The sequence below is a fragment of the Limnothrix redekei LRLZ20PSL1 genome, from assembly GCF_043235035.1.
In the GTDB taxonomy this organism is placed as follows: Bacteria; Cyanobacteriota; Cyanobacteriia; order CACIAM-69d; family CACIAM-69d; genus CACIAM-69d.
Map to the genome: position 1 here is coordinate 98882 of NZ_JAZAQF010000059.1, position 18620 is coordinate 117501.

Annotated in this window: 15 protein-coding genes; 9 read left to right on the plus strand and 6 right to left on the minus strand. The window is 57.0% G+C overall.

Annotated features, from left to right (window positions below; all coding sequences use genetic code 11):
* Nucleotides 1–406 precede the first annotated feature (406 nt).
* The 5 genes from VPK24_RS10165 (at nt 407) to VPK24_RS10185 (ending at nt 4407) form a co-directional block, all read left to right on the plus strand.
* Complete coding sequence (locus tag VPK24_RS10165; protein WP_393012766.1) at nt 407–1075, plus strand: Npun_F0813 family protein; 669 nt, start codon at nt 407–409, stop codon at nt 1073–1075.
* Nucleotides 1076–1102: 27 nt separating this feature from the next.
* Nucleotides 1103–1267 carry a hypothetical protein gene (locus VPK24_RS10170; RefSeq protein WP_393012769.1) on the plus strand — a complete coding sequence of 55 codons (165 nt, stop codon included), beginning with the start codon at nt 1103–1105 and terminating at the stop codon, nt 1265–1267.
* Entirely contained in the window at nt 1260–2171 is a 912-nt protein-coding gene (locus VPK24_RS10175; RefSeq protein ID WP_393012772.1) for a hypothetical protein, read from the plus strand. The genes VPK24_RS10170 and VPK24_RS10175 overlap by 8 nt, the downstream gene beginning before the upstream one ends.
* A 93-nt stretch (nt 2172–2264) precedes the next feature.
* On the plus strand, nt 2265–3413 hold the full coding sequence (locus VPK24_RS10180) for a hypothetical protein (protein WP_393012774.1): 1149 nt from the start codon (nt 2265–2267) through the stop codon (nt 3411–3413).
* 232 nt (nt 3414–3645) lie between these two features.
* The gene (locus tag VPK24_RS10185; protein WP_393012776.1) at nt 3646–4407 is read left to right on the plus strand and encodes a polysaccharide deacetylase family protein; all 762 of its coding nucleotides are present in this window, start codon (nt 3646–3648) and stop codon (nt 4405–4407) included.
* A gap of 85 nt (nt 4408–4492) precedes the next feature.
* Here VPK24_RS10185 and VPK24_RS10190 read toward each other — a convergent pair whose 3' ends face one another.
* The 3 genes from VPK24_RS10190 to VPK24_RS10200 all read right to left on the minus strand — a co-directional run bounded on the left by VPK24_RS10190 (nt 4493) and on the right by VPK24_RS10200 (nt 9797).
* Nucleotides 4493–6256, minus strand: a complete 1764-nt coding sequence (locus VPK24_RS10190) for an FAD-dependent oxidoreductase (RefSeq protein ID WP_393013186.1) — start codon at nt 6254–6256, stop codon at nt 4493–4495.
* A gap of 136 nt (nt 6257–6392) precedes the next feature.
* On the minus strand, nt 6393–6692 hold the full coding sequence (locus tag VPK24_RS10195; protein WP_393012779.1) for a 2Fe-2S iron-sulfur cluster binding domain-containing protein: 300 nt from the start codon (nt 6690–6692) through the stop codon (nt 6393–6395).
* 60 nt (nt 6693–6752) lie between these two features.
* Nucleotides 6753–9797, minus strand: a complete 3045-nt coding sequence (locus VPK24_RS10200; RefSeq protein ID WP_393012782.1) for a GAF domain-containing sensor histidine kinase — start codon at nt 9795–9797, stop codon at nt 6753–6755.
* Between the two features lie 533 nt (nt 9798–10330).
* Here VPK24_RS10200 and dxs point away from each other — a divergent pair.
* The 4 genes from dxs to VPK24_RS10220 all read left to right on the plus strand — a co-directional run bounded on the left by dxs (nt 10331) and on the right by VPK24_RS10220 (nt 14314).
* Nucleotides 10331–12235, plus strand: a complete 1905-nt coding sequence (gene dxs / locus VPK24_RS10205; protein WP_393012785.1) for a 1-deoxy-D-xylulose-5-phosphate synthase — start codon at nt 10331–10333, stop codon at nt 12233–12235.
* A gap of 130 nt (nt 12236–12365) precedes the next feature.
* Entirely contained in the window at nt 12366–12689 is a 324-nt protein-coding gene (locus tag VPK24_RS10210; protein ID WP_190528209.1) for a DUF2499 domain-containing protein, read from the plus strand.
* Between the two features lie 464 nt (nt 12690–13153).
* Entirely contained in the window at nt 13154–13843 is a 690-nt protein-coding gene (locus tag VPK24_RS10215) for a PEP-CTERM sorting domain-containing protein (RefSeq protein WP_190528211.1), read from the plus strand.
* A gap of 273 nt (nt 13844–14116) precedes the next feature.
* Entirely contained in the window at nt 14117–14314 is a 198-nt protein-coding gene (locus VPK24_RS10220) for a hypothetical protein (protein ID WP_393012789.1), read from the plus strand.
* Between the two features lie 29 nt (nt 14315–14343).
* Here VPK24_RS10220 and VPK24_RS10225 read toward each other — a convergent pair whose 3' ends face one another.
* The 3 genes from VPK24_RS10225 to rsmA form a co-directional block, all read right to left on the minus strand.
* Nucleotides 14344–15819 (minus strand): sensor histidine kinase, encoded by a 1476-nt coding sequence (locus VPK24_RS10225; RefSeq protein WP_393012791.1) that lies wholly within the window; start codon nt 15817–15819, stop codon nt 14344–14346.
* 75 nt (nt 15820–15894) lie between these two features.
* Nucleotides 15895–17115, minus strand: coding sequence for a cysteine desulfurase family protein (locus VPK24_RS10230; RefSeq protein WP_393012794.1), 1221 nt, complete (start codon nt 17113–17115; stop codon nt 15895–15897).
* Nucleotides 17116–17225: 110 nt separating this feature from the next.
* Nucleotides 17226–18107: a 16S rRNA (adenine(1518)-N(6)/adenine(1519)-N(6))-dimethyltransferase RsmA gene (rsmA, locus tag VPK24_RS10235; RefSeq protein ID WP_393012796.1), complete on the minus strand. Its 882-nt coding sequence runs from the start codon at nt 18105–18107 to the stop codon at nt 17226–17228.
* Nucleotides 18108–18620: the final 513 nt, after the last annotated feature.

An 18620-nucleotide genomic window follows, 5' to 3' on the forward strand; every position in this document is an offset into this window, starting at 1 on the left:
ACTGGCCGCCTTTCAAGGTTTACGAATTGTATCGAGTTAACCTAATCCCAAGCAAGGCCGTTGAGGAGGTTGATGGGAGTGATGAACCCACCCTCAGAACATCCATTCAGAGGCAATTCCGCTAAGAGCCAGTTTTTAGAAGGTCGCGGGGTACACTTGAGAGACCAAAGTTGATTTTCGACCCTAGATCCCCCAATAGCTCTACGCTAAGGACCCTGGGCTAGAATGATGCCCAGCGCAGGCTCAGTTCACCGGTTGGGAAGCTGTCTATGCAGCCCTCACGACCCTGCTGGGGCTAGCTTCTGGAGCAGCTCTGGTTGACCGACTGCATGAGTTCAAGCTAGACCGGCCCTGTGGTCTCTGGCTTGAATGGCATAGCTCCAAGCATGAGTTCTTTGAATAACGCATGTTTATTCTGAAGCGGCAAGACGTGGACATTTCCAACGTCCGGCATCCCGAAAAAGATCAGCAAATTCCGATCCTGAGCTATCAGGGTCAAACATTCACGTTGCTGAATGTTTTTAGCGCAAATCAGGCGGAAGAGGCGCGGGCCTTGTGGCGAGATCTGACGGATAACCGAGGGAAAGCTTGCGTCCTGCTGGAAGAACCGGATCGGTTCAGTGTGTGGGGCAAGGTGCGGCTCGATCGCCTGGGAGTCGCGGATGCTGGCGCAGGCGACAGTGGGGCGGCGAAATCGTCCTATGTGCTGGCGGGAATGCTGCTGCTCCAGGCGGTGTACTTCGACATTGAAGATTTGCTGGGAGAACGCCAAGGCGCAAAGTTTCGCCAGGAAATTGGCGAGGTGTTCAAGCGGCTCCAGTTTCCAGGGCTGGACAACCAGCCGGCCGTGAGCAACATTTTGGAAGTGAACCCCTTTGAAACGGCCTTGCCGCCCTGGCAAGAATTGCAAATCGTGGGGTTGCTACAGGAACTGCACACGTTGGGCAAAGGCTATTTTGGCAATACCAATTTCACCAGCCGAGCGTTTGATGCGTTGCAGGAGATGGATGCGGGCGAGCGTTCGGAATTTACGGACTGGCTGGGGCGATCGCCCGTGGCCAAGCTCTGGCGCTAGCCCTGGGCGGCGCTAAACCGAATGGCCATGGCCGTCTGGGGCAATGGGGGCGATCGAATGCCCAACTGCAATCGACGGCTCCAGTCTCAGGGATGTTGGGCGATCCATCCCCGGTCTGCGGTGGTCTGTGTCCCTCATGAGATCGTCACCTCCTGGTTTTTAGAACCTTTTGAAGCCAACCCCTATGACTAAGACTGCGAGCGAATCGCCAAAACTGTTTTCATCGCGCAACCTAATTATCGGGGCTGTCTCTTGGTCTCTGGTTGCTTTGGCGGTGTTTCTGTTTTTCAGTGTGACTCCGCCGGGGGAAACCCTGCCCCAGTGGTACAGCATTGCCACCTCAGTGCTGGAAACAACGTCCTATCTGTGGGCGGCGCTGGTGTGCTTTCGCAACTGGCGCAGTAACCAAATCCTCAGTGGTCGGACGGTTTGGCTGCTGATTGGGTTGGGAATGTTTTGCTATGGCCTGGGCAATTTGCTGTTCAGCTATTGGGAAATTGGTCTGGGGATTGAGCCGGATGTGAGTCCCGGTGACCTGTTCTACATCGTGACCTACGCTTCCCTGGCGATCGGGCTGTTGTTGGCGGTGTTGCCCCGGCGCTTAAATTTGGAGCTGTGGCAGTGGCTGACGATCGGGGGGATCGGTTTGGCGGGTACTGCTTTTGCCTTCTCGCCGCTGGTTTCAGGAGAGGCTGCTTGCCAGGAACAAACCGCAGAGGCGGTGGCCAATGTACCGGCCTGGGCTGAACAGATCCAAGGGGCCCTCACGCCAATTTCTGACTATATTCTGCCGGTTTATACCGTTGGCGATATTGTGCTGTTGGTGTTGGCTTCGGCGCTGTTGTTGGCCTTTTGGGGCGGGCGATCGGCCCAATCTTGGCGAATGATTGCGGCGGCCTCCATTTCGCTTTACATTGCGGATATGTGGTTCAAGTACGCCACGGCCAACATTTGCAACTATGAAAGCGGTAGTCTGCTGGAGGTGTTCTGGATCTTCAGCGGCGTTCTGTTTGGCATCGGTGCCGTGTTGGAGTACGATCTTTCGACGCGATCGCGCCGTAGTGCCCGTCGACGCTCATCGGGAGCGGCTAACTAGGGTTCAAGGTTGTCGCTGGCCCCGGGCGGTGGCGACCATCCTTTGGAGCCCTGAACTGTCCGCAGGCATTTGCACAATTCCCCAGGTTTGGGCATGACTCCTCCCAAGTTATCGGATTCCGAAAAACACGAACTGATTACGCTCTATCGCCAGGGCGGCCACACCATGGCCACCCTGGGACAGCGCTATGGAGTCAGCACTTCAACCGTGGGCCGAATTTTGAAGTTGGCGGCGGCCGAAGAGCCAATGCCATCGTTGGTTTCAGTTCCGGCTCCGATCGCCCCGGCTGTGGTCACTCCAGCACCGGAAGCCCCGATGATGGAATTGGATCCTCAGCCGCCCCAAGTGGATCCCATGGTGGACTCCGGTGGACGATCGGGCGGGCGATCGATCCCCAACCAACCCACGGAGCCGACGGACGGCACAACGGGCACAAGACGGGTGCGCCGTCGGTCGCGCAGTGAAGCCTCGGTATCGGAATCCGTGCTGCCAGAGTCCTTGATGGCCCCGGAGCCAACGCCGGCCAAGCCCATGGAACTCCCAGCCATGGAAACCCTGCCACTGTTTGACACTGATTTTGCTGCCGCTTCGGCGGAACCCCTGTCCGAGGTTGTTGCGGAGTTGGAAGCCGAGGCTAAGGAAGAGGTGCGATCGTCGCGGGTGGGGCGACCGGTGAAGAAGCAGGCAGAAGCAACCACCAACACCAATGGGAAAGGGGGCCGATCGAATCGGCGGCGCAAAGGTAGCGGCCCCGTCGTGGCAGAGATCAACGAAGCCAGCGCGGAGGAAGCCGACGATGCGGATCTGGGAGCCGACTTAGATTTGGATGATGACGATCTGGATCTAGACGAAGATGATTTTGAGTTTGGGGATGACGACGGTGAAGCGGGCATTGCCGCCATGTTTGGGCGCGGAGCCAATCCGGATCAACCGATCGAAATCATGCCCCTGGAAACCTCACGGATCCCCAACCCCTGCTATCTTGTGATCGATCGAGCGGCGGAGTTAGTGGCCCGTCCCTTAGAAGATTTTCGAGAATTGGGGCAAATTCCACCCCAGGAAGCCGCCAGTCGCACCCTACCGGTCTTTGACAACCATCGCGTGGCGCGGCGATTTTCGGCTCGTAATCAGCGCATTATTAAAGTGCCCGATGCCAACGACCTGTTCCAGAAAACAGGCCCCTATCTCCAGGCCAAGGGCATCACTCACCTGTTAATCGATGGGCAGGTTTATTTACTATAGGCCTGGCTGCCAAATTTCTTGATTAACCCCCTCAAGTCTGTGGAGCGCCCATCCCGTGAAGACGGAGCAGCAGCCCAGTCCGCCTTCTGGTTGGACTGAACCATCGGAGCAGGGGACTCCTCTGAAATCCGGGACAAACAAACCGGCATTGATCGGGCAGGGGGGTGACTATGGGCACAGGCGGCAAAATTGCCGATCTCACTGGACATCCTGGGTTCAATCCCTGTGCGTGATGGTGGTGCTGTTGCTGCTGGTGGCCCATGGGCTTTGGTATGGGGCAGTGCTGCCGGTGGCCCATAGTTTTCCTTTGTTTGGGGTGCGGCGGGTGCTCACCACGGAGCCGCTAGTGGCCCTGACCTTTGATGATGGGCCCCAATCGCCCTACACGGAGCAGGTCTTGCAGGTGTTGGATCGCTTTGGGGTGAAGGCCACTTTCTTTGAAATTGGTCAGCAGATCGATCGGGAGCCGGCCTTAGCCCGATCGGTGGTGCAACGGGGCCATGAGTTGGGCAATCATTCCTACTCACACCGGAATTTGATCCTGCGTTGGCCGGGGGAAATTGCCGCTGAAATTCTCGAAACCGATCGGCGACTGCGGGCGGCGGGGGCTGAGGGACCGATCGCCCTGCGGCCGCCCTTGGGTAAGCGGTGGTTTGGGTTGCCCTACTGGCTATGGCGATCGGGGCGCACCTTGGCCATGTGGGAAGTGGATTCCGGTGACTATGACCCGGCCAATTCAGTGGCGGATTTGGTGCAAGGCGTGTTGCAGCGGGTGCGGCCCGGCTCCATTGTTCTGTTCCATGACGGCAGCTTCAAGACCCGTCAGCCCCGCGATCGCACCGTGGCCGCGCTGGGTGAAATTATTCCAACCCTCCAGGCTCGGGGCTATCGTTTGGTGACCTTGGGGGAACTGTTGCGATCGGGAAAACCCAGCGGTGGCGGCCCCTGGGAAAGCCCTCCCCTGGAGCCAGGGCCAAACCCAGCAAAACCTTGAGGCATGAACTAGGTTCGGTGGCTGGTATCCGTCGATCGGTGATCGTTGGGTCGCCAATCGCAAAGTCCCGCCATTGCTCCCGGCCCTAATCCGGCAGATCCTCCACAATAATCCAGGGGCCAGAGGGGTTATAGCGCCCTCGCAGAACGATCGAGCTACCGGATTCCAGTTGGCCAAGGTGGTAATTCACCCAAGGATGGAGCGCCACCAGGGAAATTGGCTCCGGGGTCAAGGCCGTTTCCAAGGCATAGTTCTGGGGGCCGCGCCGCTGAAACTGACCGGTGAACCCCAAGGTGGCTGAAGGTTCTGGCGGTGGAATCAGATTCAGGGGATGTTCCTGGGTGAGCAGTTGCTCGTAGGCTTGGGGATGGGCAATCCAGTGTTTCTGCTGCGATCGCCAATCATCGCGATCGGGCGTGAGGCCAAAACAGGGAATCACCGCCGCCGGAGCCTGTGGGTCATGGAGCAAGGCTGTTTGCACAGCGGCCACCGGCAGCGATCGGGGTTGGCAATGCTGCTGAACACAGAGGGCCGCCGCCGCCCCCGCCGCTTGACCCAACCCCAACACCACCGGCTGGAGGCGTGTGGCTCCGTTGGCCATGTGGGACACGGAAATATTTTTGTCGCAAACCAACAGCCCATCGACCCGTTGCGGCACCAGGCAGCCATAGGGCAGCGCAAAGGCCGTCCCCGTCCAGCGACCACCCCATCGAAGCGATTTGGGCGCTAGGGGAAAGACCTCCCCGGGGTAGTGGTGATCATTGGGATAGTTGCCATAGGCGATCGCGCTGCTGGCTCCGCTGTGGGGATCTCGGGGCAGGGCCGCTCCCCAGCCTCCGACCACTGGCAAGATCTGGTTTTCCGTCACCGTTGCCAATCCCTGAAGGCGGCGGCTTTCCCGAAAGTAGGGATATAGGGCAAAGGCTTCGGTGTCGGGAAAGAGATGATCGGCCAAGCCATAGCGCCGTCCGAGGGTTTGTTGTAACCAATGGGCAAATCCCAAACTGCGATCGTGGGCAGCCTGTAGGGCCGCTGCTCGATCGGCCGCTGTCCCCACCAGGCGATCGAGGTCATCCCCATAGTCATTGCCGGCCTGGGGCCAGTTGATCATGAACCGATCGCCCGCAATCCGCCCATAGTCCAACACGCGCTGGGCACTGGCATAGCCCGCAAAGGCTGCTTGGTAGCGGGTGGGGTCATAGTCAGCGGGGCAGGGAATTTCCGGGGCGATCGCTTCGGGGCCAAAATCCTGAAGATAAAAAACCCAAGTGGGAGCCTGCACCGGAAATCGCTCGGTTAAGGCCGTGGGCCCCGCCGGGGCCGTAGGCTCTTGCCATTGGTCTTGCCACTCCCAACCCCAACGATAGGGAACCTCCCCCAGGGCCAGCAGATCTCCCAATTCCGTGCCGTCGATCGTGATCTGGGCGGTAACCTGTAACCCCGAGTCAAAGGTAACCCCGGTGACTCGATCGCCCGATCGCTGCACCGACACCGGCCGCACTCCGGAAATCCAACGTAAATTGGGCAGGGCCGCCACCCAATCAGCAAAAATCTGCGCCCCGATCGCCGGTTCATAGGTGAAAAAGCTGACCCAGCCCCAATCCAGTCCCTGGGGTTGACGCTGGGCCAACTCCTGCAAAAATGCCCCCCAGAGACCCGTTTGCAGGGCCGTCAATTCATTGCCGTCCGGCGCACAGACCCCCGCCGCCGTCAACATTCCACCCAACCAGGAAAACTCCGTGGCCAACAGCACCCGCACCCCACAGCGGGCCGCTTGGATGGCCGCCGCCGTTCCCCCAGTGCCGCCACCCACCACCAAAACATCGGTTTCCGCGATCGGGTTGTCCAGAATGGGGCTGTCTAGGGGCAGCGGATCAAGGGTCGGGGACACCGCCCCCAAGGGGAGAGCAAAACCCTCAATCGCTGTCTGAGGGAAGTGTTCCGTGGTCACCGAGCATTACTCCGAGCAGATCAACTGCCCAACCTTACCACGTGGGATCAATGCCCAAATTGACCGTCAGTGCTGAGATTCCGGTGGGTACGGCACTGATGCAAGCACAAACAGTTTGGGGGTCTTCGGAACGGTCGGGGGCCGCTGACGGATCGGGGCGATCGGGGCTGGGTAGGGGTTGCGCTGCCAAATCCACTTCGCAGGCATGGCAAGACCCCATCAGGCAACCCGTGGGAATAGCAACCCCGGCGCGATCGGCCACGGTTAACAGCATCTCGCCCGGTTGGGCTGAGACGGTGACTTGGTCGGGCAAAAAGGTAACAAAGATCTTCATAGGGCGGATGGCGGCGGTTTGGGGGTTGGGCAGTGGGGTCAAGGATTGGGGGATCTCAGCTCATTCAGTGGCCTCGGCGGAAAGGGTGGGTCGATCGCCCCGAGAGTCCGGCTCGATCGGCAGGAACGATAATCCTGGCTTGCGGCCCGGCGGCAATTGGCGCGTGGTGATCGTGTTCAGGCGGGTCTTGGTGTTGAAACTCAGCTCCGGTGACCAAGCGGGTTGCTGGGAAGCGGGCAAGCCGTCGCCATGGGGGCCCATCTCTGAGGCCCCATTGGCCGACGACGTTTGGGTAATAGGTAAGGTAATCGTGAATTCCGCACCCTGGTTAGGGGCCGATCGACAAACCATGCTGCCGCGATGGCGCTGAATGATTTGATAGCTAATCGATAGGCCCAATCCCGTGCCCTTGCCTAGGGGTTTTGTGGTGAAGAACGGATCAAATAATTGGGATTGAATGGCTTCCGGAATCCCCGGCCCATTGTCTCGAATGGTGACACTAATATGCTGAGGATCCGGTTGCGAAAGTTCAATCCAAATGCGACCAATGAAGGGCAATTGATCGCGACTCAGTTGCTCTTCTTGGGCTTCGCGCAAAGCATCGATCGCATTGGAAAGCAGGTTCATGCAAACCTGATGCATTTGGCCGGAATAGCATTCAATGGGGGGCACGTTGTCATAATTCCGAATAATTTCAATTTCGGGATAGCTGCCATTGGGCTTCAGGTGATATTGCAAGATCATCAGAGTAGACTCGATCGCCTCTTGCAAGTACAGGGCGTTGGTAATGGTGCGGTCGACTCGTGAGAAACCGCGCAGCGCCGAGACAATTTCCCGAATTCGATTAGTGCCCAAATGCATTGAGTCCAGCAGTTTTGGAAAATCTCGCGCCAGAAAATCCAAATCAAAAGTTTCCAGCAAAGCTTGAATCTGCTCTTGTGGCGCTTGCTGGGCTTCCAGCCGGGCCAGTTGAATCAGAAATTCGGAATATTCGCGAATGGGCCCTAAGTTGCTATGAATAAACCCGATCGGGTTATTGATTTCATGGGCAACGCCAGCGATTAATTGCCCCAAAATCGACATCTTTTCGCTTTGGAGCAAATGCATTTGGGTTTGCTTTAGCTCATCCAAGGTGTGGGCCAATTCAGTCGCTTGCGATCGGGTTTGTTGCAGCAATTCCGTATGCTGAAGCGCCACACCCAATTGCACACAGACCTGGCGCAAAAACTCCACTTCCGAGTCTTGCCAATGGCGAGGAGCGGTGCATTGATGAATGCCCATCAGTCCCCACAGTTCCTCGCTTTGAATGATCGGAATCACCAAATTGGCCTGCACTTGCCAAGTCCGCAACATTTCCAAATGACAATCGGGCATGGTGGAATTGTGGACATTCGGAATGCTGTGAACTTTGCCCACTTGGTATTGAAGAACATGCTGATCACTAAAGCAGGGATCTTCTAATTCCAAGTGCAGAATGGAGGTGCAACCCCGGGCCCGATCTTCCGCAATGATTTTGCCCTGGGCGGTCGGGGCTTGGGAATTAAAGGCAAACACCACCACGCGATCGGCCCGCAGCAGTTGCCGCACTTCCCGCGCCGTGGTGCGAAACACGGTTTCGAGATCCAAAGACTCGCGAATTTTGGCAATCAATCGTGCCAGGGTTTGTTGCTGATGGATCACCCGTTCCAGATCCGCAGTCGATCGCTGAAGTTCCTCATTCGATTGGCGCAACTCCGCCGTGCGGGTTTGCACTTGGGCCTCCAAGCTGGCGTTCAGGCTGTTTACCTCTGTATACAGCCAATGTTGCTTGACCGCCGTGGCAAACCGTTCCCCCAACGCCTGGGCGAGCTTCACCTCAGAGACCGTCCATTGCTGGGCCTGGCCGATCCTGATTTGTCGCCACACTTCAAAGGAATGGCGGGCCATCAGTTGGCGAGTGTCCGGATCGTGCCAGCCGGTCCAAAGTTCATCGGTGTTGACCTCATCCCGAAAAATGCTGAGACAACCCAGTAACTCACTGCCGTAATAGAGGGGAACCAAAATCAGCCCCCGGATCGGCAACCATTGAAACGAGGGAGCCACCGAGCGTAGCAGGGGTTCTCGGTAAATGTCCCCGATCGCCCAAACGCGCTGGCTAAAACTGCTGCTGTCCTGGGGTGGGGCCGCCAGGCCATAGTTGGCGCGCATCCACTCCACAGACCAATCCTGAGTGGCGGAGTTGGGCGGTGGCTCGGGCACTGCGCCCGCTTTCAAAAAGGCATAGACCAGCCGGTGTTCCTCAAAGGGGCGCTGATCCGTGGTGGCCAGGGGATGGGGCTGGGGCCCCACGGTATAGAGTTCCCGATCGGTTTGGCCCCCGGGCCAGAGACACAGCCGGCCGCCGCTCCCTCCCAAAATTTGCACCGTTTCTTCCAGGGCCTTTTGCAGTTGGCCCGTGGGCGCTTCGTGCAACAGGGCCGTGACACGGTTAATGCTCGCTTCCTGAAGGGCTTGATCCGTGACCCGCTGCACCAAAATTGACTGGGCGATCGCGATTTCCACCTGATCGACCACCGCTTGGATGAATTGCAGTTCCTCCTCATCCACCGATCGGGGTTCCGCGTGGTGAGAAACCAACAGCCCCCACAGGTTGCCCATGTGCAAGGTGCTGGCAACGGGCGGCTCAGAGGTGGCCGGAAAGTTATCCAGCACGATCGGAACCACCACCGACGACTGCACCCCCATCACCGTCAGATATTCCACATGGCATGGATCCACCGGACGGTAGCGCATTGTCGAAGGACTACGCAATTCCCCATCGTCCGGGGGATCCATGGCACTCAGGCCCGTTTGACACTCAGCCACATCCACCACCACTCGCTGGCGGGCCCGCACGAACAACTCGCGGGCCTGGGGCGGAATATCATCCACTGGAAAATGCAACCCCTTCAAGGAAGGCAGTCGATCGGGCACGAGGGATTCGGCCACTACCGTGCCATGACCCTCGGGCGAAAATTGGTAAATCTTGACCCGATCGGTCTCCAAAAAAGCCCGCACCTCCGCCACCGTCACCGCCAGGATTTCGCTCAATTCCAAGGACTGCCGAATCCGGTTTGCAATCCCCATCAGTAGCTGTTCCTGAGTGCCTTTGCGTGGCTTCTGTAAATCTAATTCCATGGCTGCTTAACCTGTGCATCAACACGATCGCCACCGTTGGCCCAAGATTGGCGATTGATGGGCTGGACGGCGCTGAACAGGGGATCGATCGTCCCCACCCACAGACAACCCAAAAGCATCGCGCCCAGACCTTGATCCCCAAGGCACTGCTCCCCCCAAGGCGCTGATCCCCAAGCTGCTGACCCCAAGGCGCTGAATGGCGATGCACCAGTGCCGCTTGCTTTGCAGATCCTTCGATCTCAAGATCCCAATCTTTTACAGATGTCAATTTCTATCTTCAGGGAATGGGTCACTCAAAAGCAATGTACTGACCACGCACTGCTGAAACCGTAAGGTCAACGATTTTGGATCCCGCTTGATGGACGGTCGATCGCTGCAATCAATTTGCTCCAAATATAAAAACGGTATGGAGATTCGTTAGAGTCGATAGGGGTCAGTACAAAACCAAAATTCCCCATATCCAACACCCAAGGTGGCCGCCTATGCATCTGAGCGAACTTACTCACCCCAATCAACTTCATGGGCTGTCGATCGCCCAATTAGAAGAAATTGCCCGCCAAATTCGGGAAAAACATCTGCAAACCGTCGCCACCAGCGGCGGTCACCTGGGTCCTGGTTTAGGCGTGGTGGAATTAACAATCGCCCTCTATCAAACCCTTGACCTCGATCGCGACAAGGTGATCTGGGACGTGGGTCACCAGGCCTATCCCCACAAATTGATTACCGGTCGTTACAACGAGTTCCATACCCTGCGCCAAAAGGACGGCATTGCCGGTTATCTCAAGCGCTGTGAAAGTAAGTTCGATCACTTCGGCGCGGGCCACGCCTCCACCAGCATTTCCGCCGGCTTGGGCATGGCGATCGCCCGGGATATGGCCGGCGAAAACTACAAGGTGGTTTCCATCATCGGCGACGGCGCAATGACCGGCGGGATGGCCCTTGAAGCCATTAACCACGCGGGTCACCTGCCCGACACCAACCTGATGGTGGTGCTGAACGACAACGACATGTCCATTTCGCCCAACGTCGGGGCCCTGTCGCGCTACCTGAACAAAATGCGCCTTAGCCCGCCGATGCAATTCCTGACGGACAACATCGAAGAGCAGGTGAAGCATTTGCCCTTCTTTGGCGGTTCCCTGTCGCCGGAACTCGATCGGGTCAAAGAAGGCATGAAGCGCCTGGCCGTATCGAAAGTCGGCGCAGTGTTTGAAGAACTGGGCTTCACCTACATGGGCCCCGTTGACGGTCACAACATTAAAGAACTGATTGACATCTTCCGCGAAGGTCACAAGCAAAAGGGCCCTGTGCTCGTCCACGTGGCCACCACCAAAGGCAAGGGCTACGCGATCGCGGAAAAAGATCAAGTGGGTTACCACGCTCAAAATCCCTTTGACTTGGCAACGGGCAAGGCCAAACCGGCCAACAAGCCCACGCCGCCCAGCTACTCCAAAGTTTTTGCAGAAACCCTGATTACACTTGCGGAAAACGATCCTCGAATTGTGGCGATCACGGCCGCTATGGCCACCGGCACCGGCCTGGATAAATTCCAAGCCAAGCTGCCGAACCAGTATGTGGATGTGGGCATTGCCGAACAGCACGCTGTGACCATGGCGGCGGGCATGGCCTGCGAGGGGGCGCGCCCGGTGGTCACGATCTATTCCACCTTCTTGCAGCGGGCCTTTGACCAAGTGATCCACGATGTTTGCATCCAGGATCTGCCGGTCTTCTTCTGTATGGATCGGGCCGGCGTGGTTGGAGCCGACGGGCCCACCCACCAGGGAATGTATGACATTGCCTACCTGCGCTGCATTCCCAACCTGACGATCATGGCTCCCAAGGATGAGGCGGAGTTCCAGCGGATGCTGGTGACGGGCGTGACCCATCCGGGCCCGATCGCCGTGCGCTATCCCCGGGGCAGTGGCGTGGGTGCGCCGTTGCTGGAAGCGGGTTGGGAGCCAATGCCGATCGGCAAGGGCGAAGTGCTGCGAACCGGCGATGATCTGTTGCTGGTGGGCTACGGCACGATGGTCTATCCGGCCATGCAAGCGGCGGAAATCCTTAGTGAGCACGGCATTGAAGCTACGGTGGTGAATGCCCGGTTCGTGAAGCCGCTGGATACGGAGTTGATTGTGCCCCTGGCCCAGAAGATTGGCCGGGTAGTGACGATCGAGGAAGGCTGCCTGATGGGTGGTTTCGGTTCGGCGGTGCTAGAAGCCCTCGGCGATGCGGGTGTGGCCGTGCCGGTGACCCGCTTGGGTGTGCCGGACATTTTGGTGGAGCACGCCACGCCGAGCCAGTCGATGCAAAGTTTGGGTCTGACGGGGCCGCAAATTGCCGATCGCCTGTTGATGCAGTTGGGCCGCAAACCGGAAATGGCAGCGGTTTAACGGTGATCTAACGGTTAGTTGGGGGATGGTTGGCTGACAGGGCGATCAACCATCCCCCAATCTTTCTGCCAATCGTTCCCCCAGTTGTTCAAAATGGCTCAAAGCATCAAAACGGTAGACCACTTTTTCTATGAATGCCCTATCAATTCCCACTTGGATCGTGCATGTTTCTAGCGTCATTGAGTGGATCACGGCGATCGTGCTGATTTGGCGCTACGGCGATCTCACCGACAATCCGAGCTGGCGGGCCCTCAGTTGGGGCATGTTGCCAGCCCTAGTGAGCGCCATGTGCGCCTGTACTTGGCACTTTTTTGACAATGCGCCGCGCTTGGAATGGCTGGTGACGGTGCAAGCGGCCACGACGGTAATCGGTAACTGCACGCTCTGTGCAGGGGCTTGGTGGATCTGGCGATCGCGCCCGATCGGCCCGTCAGAATCTGAAAAAGATCTCTAGAAATTCGGTCTTAAAAGTCAGCCCCCTGACCCAAACAGGGGCTTTGATTGTGATTAGTCATTACGAGCATCGTGGTTGATCTAGAGCAAATCCTTGTGAATATTTTAAATCTTTTGCATTGAAAGAGTTAGAAAATGTTGTAATCTAAATTGTTTTTTTTGAAATTCAACCATTTTTTCTGAATTTTGTGCTTGATTCAGCCTTTGTATAAATTAATTCCATCAAAAAATAGAAATTTTCTAAATACTTGTCATTATCTTGAAAGCATTTTTTCGGATATAAATTTATGGCTTGAATTCATAATTCAAAGCCATGATCATGAAGTGCTAAGCGTGCTTCATAGAATCTTTGTCTAGAGATCACTTAATCTTTAAACCGATTTTTCAAAGTGTGATCTAGGATGTAACTCAAGAACCTAAACGTTGGGTGCTAGACCTCTCCACTACTGCGGAAAAATTGTCACTATGAAACGCTTCCAACAAATTGCTAGCACCCTGGCTCTTGCCCTAGTGCCTGCTCTGATTGCCACCCAGCCCGCACAGGCTGCCAACCTGGTTAAAAACGGCAGCTTTGAAGTGACTCCAGGCGCTCCCCTCAACGGCGGCTGGCGGACTTTTTCCGAAATTGAGGGTTGGTCTGCCACTAGTGGCGGCAAAATTGAGGTGCAAGCCGGGGTGGCCGGGAAAGCCTACGACGGCAAAAACCTGGTGGAACTCGACAGCCACTTCTACGACAGCAACGCATCCGAGCTGGGCCTGTTCCAAGACATCGTGACCAAAGCAGGAAAGACCTATGAACTTTCCTTTGTTTACTCGGCTCGTCCGGGAATTGCGAACAACTGGAAAGGCGGCAAAGACCAAAATGCCTTCTCCGTTTTGTTTGGTTCCAGCTTCAACCAAGTTTTCAATGCGGGTAACGGCGGCAGTCAAACCAACTGGCTCAACAGCGGCCCTCTGTTGGTGAAGGCGGTGTCTGATCTAACGCGCTTGCAGTTCAACTACCTGGGCACGCGGGACACCCACGGAGCCTACATTGATAATGTCATCTTGACGGAAGTGGCCTCCACCCCTGAGCCGGTTAGCTTGCTGGGTCTGTTGGTTGTGGGGACGGCGGTTGGCGTGGCTGCGAAAAAGCGCCAGCACGCGATCGACTAAATCGCGACTGCTAAGAGCTGCCGTTTTGGCTAGCTTTTGAAAACTGTTCATGTTCTGTTGAGGGCGATCGCTTGGACATCAGGCGATCGCCCTTGCTTTGTTCACATCCCCATGGCGACTGAAGATTTGCTTTGAAGATCTCCCGTGAATGGCAGAATTGCCTAATACGAGGATGGCTGAAGAGCCAGAGCTGATTCACCCTGTGGGGTAGCCCTTGGCGGCTGGCTCTGCTGTTTTTGTTAAGTCCCTGATTCTGAAATTGAACGTTTTGCTATGACCCCTCCCTATTTGCGGCCGGCTCCTTGGTGGAATTGGTTGGGCCTGTTGGCTCTGGTGACGGCGGTGTTGTGGTTGTTGCGGGGGATGGGGCTGTTGGGCTTTGTGCCGGGGATTGTGTTTGGCGTTTTGTTTTTGGCGATGGGGGTGTTGCTGCTGTTGGGCGCTTGGGGGGTGCGATCGCGCCGTTGGTAGTGGATGGCGGGCCGTCCTCTAGCAGCGCCCTATTGCAGGGGCAAGAAGATGGTCATCACTTCGCCGCGCTGGGGCCGCTGCCGGATGGTGAGTTTGCCCCCGATCGCCTGGAATAGGTTTTTGGTGACATGTAAATTCAGGCCAAAGCTGCCGGTTTCCGGTTGGAAGGTCAGCAACTGCCCGATCGACTTCAGCGATTCCAGGCGGGTGGCTGCGCCCATTGCGTCGTAGCGCAATTGCACCTTCAGTTGGCTGCCGGCCGTTTCCGCTTCCATGTCGATGCGGCTACCGGCGGGCAGGGTGCGGGCCAGGTTTTCAATAATTTCCGCCAACATTCGATCGAGCAAGGTGGGGTCGCTGGCAACCGTGGGCAGTTTGTGCGGTAGCTTCACCGTCAGTTCCAAGTTGTGGCGGCTGGCCTGTTGTTGCCAACGGGGAATGCTGGATTGAAACACCTGGGCCAAGGGAATGGGCGTGAGGGACAGGTGGGCGCTGTTGCTGGTTTCTAGTTCAACGGCCTTGAAAATCAGGTCAAAGCGGTTGATTTGTTCGGTACATTCCCGATCGATTTTTTCGATGTAGTTCACCGCCTTGTCCTGCAAATTTTGCTGGCGCATCAGCAGGCGGGTGAAGGTGCGGATGGTGGCCAGGGGCGTGCGGACACTGTGGGCGAGGGCTTGCAAAAGCTCCAGGTCGATCGCGGGTTTGGCCGGTTGCGGCCGAGCTGAGGCCCGTAAGGGGCGACGGCGCGGCTCCGAATGGGCGGGGTTGCTGGGAGCTGGCAGGGCTTGCAGCAGGCGCTCTGTGAAGGCGCTGACGATCCGATAGCTGGGTTCCACCAAGGGAAACTGTTGGGCCAGGGCATCAAACGGCACGAGCTGTTGAGGGGCGTTCAGTTGCACCCGGGCCCGCAAGGCTTGCCAGACGGCGGCGATCGCCTGAGGATCAAAGGAGAAGCGAAAAACCAGTTGACCGGTGGAGTCTTCTTGGAGCGAGAGGGCCAAGCTAAAGTCCCGCATTCGCACCACGCAAAAGGATTCTGCGGCCAGCGGATCCACCGGAGCTAGGCCGATCGCCCGTTCCGTCACTTCCGGGCAGGGTTCGCCCTCATCGGCGGAGGGCAACAGCCACAGGGATTGCCAAAGGTGGCTGCTGAATGTCCAGACCGAGAGGCGATCGAGCCAGGATCCCGTAAACAAGGGCAGGGGCCCCAACAGCACCACCCCTTGATCGATCGCTTCGGAGGGTAAGGCTTCCGCAAAGTCCGTGATGAAGGCCGCTTCGATCGCGTCGGCCGCTTCCATGGATTGGGCCATGATTTGGGCGATCGCCTTCGTGGCCCCCTGCCATTGGGCCTCGGCGGATAGGGTTCCTGGGCCCGCTCCGGGGGTAAGGGGAGCAAGCAGATGACCCACCGTTGGTAACACCCATCCATTCATAGTTGGTCGATCGATCCGTTGGCGATCGGGCGGGCGATCGCTCAGAGCAGTGGAGGGAAGCGGCATCGCGGGTTTGGGGTTCGCCGCAATCGTCGAGAGCGTCGTCACACGCGCTAGGGATTTAGACTTAGGGGATTTGCCTCAAGTGTATCGGCAAGGCCCCAGAGTCGCGCACCCCAAAACCGAACGTTGCGAGTCGCGATCGCCGCCATTGAGTTGGCCAACGCCCAATCGCTCCAGCACTTGAGCCACCACCAACGCAGTCCAATCAATATCCGCTTCCGTGGTGCTGTGGCCCAAGCTTAAGCGCAGGGCCGCTGTGGCTTCGGCGGGATCGTAGCCCATGGCCAACAGGGTGGGACTCGGGGTCAGGCTGCCGCTGCTACAGGCGGATCCAGAGCTGGCGGCAATGCCCGCCCGATCGAGCTGGCGCACCAAATCCCGACCGCTGGGCAGGGGCAACCGCCCCCGTAAACAAAAGCTGACATGGTGGGGCAAGCGATGGAGCCGATCGCCCGTGGGATGCAAAGCGGGCAGGGGAGCCAAACGCTCAAACAAGCGATCGCGCAGTTGACCGAGCCGCTGAGCCTCCGTTTCCCAGGTTTGGGCCATGCGTTCCGCCGCCGCCCCAAAGGCCGCGATCGCCGGCAGGGCCTGAGTTCCTGATCGCCGTTTACTCTCCTGGCCGCCCCCCAGCAACTGGGGAGCCAAATGAATGCCCGGCCGCGCCCACAGGGCCCCAGCCCCTTGAATGCCGTAGATCTTGTGGCTGGAGAGGGACAGCAAATCCACCGGCAGGGTTTGCAAATCCACCGCCACCCGGCCCACCGCCTGCACCGCATCCGTGTGGAATAATGCGCCCGATCGCCGGGTAATTGTTCCCAACTCCGCGATCGGCTGCAGGGTTCCCACCTCGCTTTGGGCAAAAATAATCGATACCAACACCGTTTCCGGGCGAATGGCCAAAGCCAAGTCTGAAGGATTCACCCGCCCGGCGCGATCGACCGGCAAGCGCGTAATCGCCCAGCCTTGGGCCTCCAGCCGCTCCAAGGTTCGCTCGATCGCCGAATGTTCCACCTGCGACGAAATGATATGGCGCGGTTGGGTGAACCGCTGGGCCACCCCCAAGATTGCCAAATTGTCCGCCTCCGTGCCCCCCGAGGTAAAAATCACCCCCGTGGGATCCCCATTAATCAACGCTGCCACCTGAAACCGCGCCGTTTCCAGCACCATGGCCGAACGATCGCCCCAACTATGAATGCTTGACGGATTTCCCCATAGCTCCGTCATCACCCGTTGGGCCGCCGCGATCGCCACATCACAGGGCGGCGTGGTGGCGCTGTGGTCTAGATAAATTTGCATGGACAATCCATTGGCATCAAGGTTCAGGAATTTTGGTTCAGAAATTTTGGTTCAGGAATTTTGGTTCAGAAATTTTGGTCATTGAAGGTGCAGTATTCAAGGTGCAGTATTCAAGGTGCAACACTGTCCATCGATTCTTCCGCCTCTCCTGTTGCGATCTCGATCGACAAAGAACCCAAAACCAAGCGATCGCTTAACTGAATCCATTGCTCCAGGCTCAGTTCTTCTGCCCGCGCCGTTTCAGGAATTGCCAGCTCAACCAAAGTATGACGCAACTGATCCAAATCCACGACGCTTTTTAGATTGTTGCGCAACATCTTGCGGCGGCTGGCAAAGCCCAATTTCAACAGCGTTTCAAAGCGCTTCACATTTTGCGGCGACTGCGGAAAAGGACGGGGCTGAATTTTCACCACGGCTGAATCGACCTTAGGTGGTGGCGAAAAAGCCTTGGCCCCCACATCGCAAACCCAAGAGCAATCCGCTAAAAAGCGCGATCGAATTGAAAGGGCGCTGTAATGTTTGCTGCCCGGATTAGCCACCAATCGCAGGGCCACTTCCTTTTGCACCAACAGCACGATCGACTCAAAGGGTTGCAATCGTGGTTGGGCGATCGTCCCCAACAAATGCTCCAAAATTGGCCCCGTAATGTTATAGGGAATATTGGCCACTACCTTGTTGGGATTTTGGAACTGGGGATTGGGAAAAACCGCCAACTGCTCCGGCCAATCCAAAGCCAAGATATCGCCCTGAAGCAGCAAAAAATTGTCCCGGTGCCCAAACTTTTTCACCAACTCAGGACAAAGATCGCGATCTAACTCGACGGCAACCACTGCCCCCGCTCGATCTAACAATTGCCGAGTCAAGACCCCTTGGCCGGGGCCAATTTCCAAAACCCGATCCTTCGAGGTCAATTCCGCCGCTGAAATAATTTTGGCAAGGGCTTTTTCACTTCTCAACCAATGTTGACCAAAGCGTTTCCGAGGTTTTGGCATGGCTCTGCTGCAATCTTTGCTCAGGGATCTGTACTCAGTAATTAATTCACTATTCAATCAGCATCAAAAATGAATTCATAGTCCAATCAATGACCGATCGCACTTTTGAAGGAATGATCATGAAGAATAGGGCAATGATGGATCTCATGATGGATCTATAGGATCCAATGAATCGAGAATCAGGAAATCATTGATCGGGGGTTAATTCATTGGGATTGATGCATCGGGTTAATTCATCGGGTTGATTCATCGGGTTGATTCATCATTGAATCGCCAATCGATGCTTCGTTAAAGGGAAGTGGAGGGTTGATGAATCCCGTATCAACACTGATCACTTGGGTATTGCCAAGAAAAATGTGCCGCCCTTAACTTGTCTTGGTTCCAAAAACAGTGCCAGAGTCTGACGAGGCAGCGCTTGGGAAGATGACTCGCTCAGGCTTAGGGGGTGTCGTCATTTTTCGAGGTGAGGCTGAAACGGTTGATCTTCCGTGTCCTAGTCGTCGTAACAAGATG